The sequence below is a fragment of the Bartonella sp. AA89HNZF genome (genome assembly GCF_042196905.1).
Taxonomy (GTDB): Bacteria; Pseudomonadota; Alphaproteobacteria; order Rhizobiales; family Rhizobiaceae; genus Bartonella.
Genome location: NZ_JBHIRD010000127.1, coordinates 343 through 628 on the forward strand (window position 1 = coordinate 343; position 286 = coordinate 628).

2 pseudogenes are annotated in these 286 nt (G+C 43.7%); both read right to left on the reverse strand.

The window, feature by feature from the left end:
* Nucleotides 1–138: pseudogene (locus ACFIN0_RS10090) on the reverse strand (thiamine phosphate synthase); the annotation flags it as partial.
* Nucleotides 135–286, reverse strand: a pseudogene (locus ACFIN0_RS10095) (thiazole synthase); the annotation flags it as partial. The pseudogenes ACFIN0_RS10090 and ACFIN0_RS10095, both read right to left, overlap by 4 nt.

Here is a 286-nt window from a genome sequence, read left to right on the forward strand (position 1 = left end):
CGCACGCCTAATATGTTGAGTGATTGTTTCAAGATCTTCATTTTTCATACGCAACTGTATGAGTTTTATGCCAAGGGGAACCAAACGCTCGACCCAATTTGCACTGTCAACAATGAGATAAAATGGATCCAGTTTCATGAAAAGACGGCTTTTCCAATAACGGGTGTTGAAGGAACTGCGACATTGCGTGCTTCGAGAATACCTGCTTTATACCCCATACGTCCTGCCTGAATAGCTTTGGCAAATGCTTCAGCCATCAAAACAGGAACACCTGCTTTCGCAACTG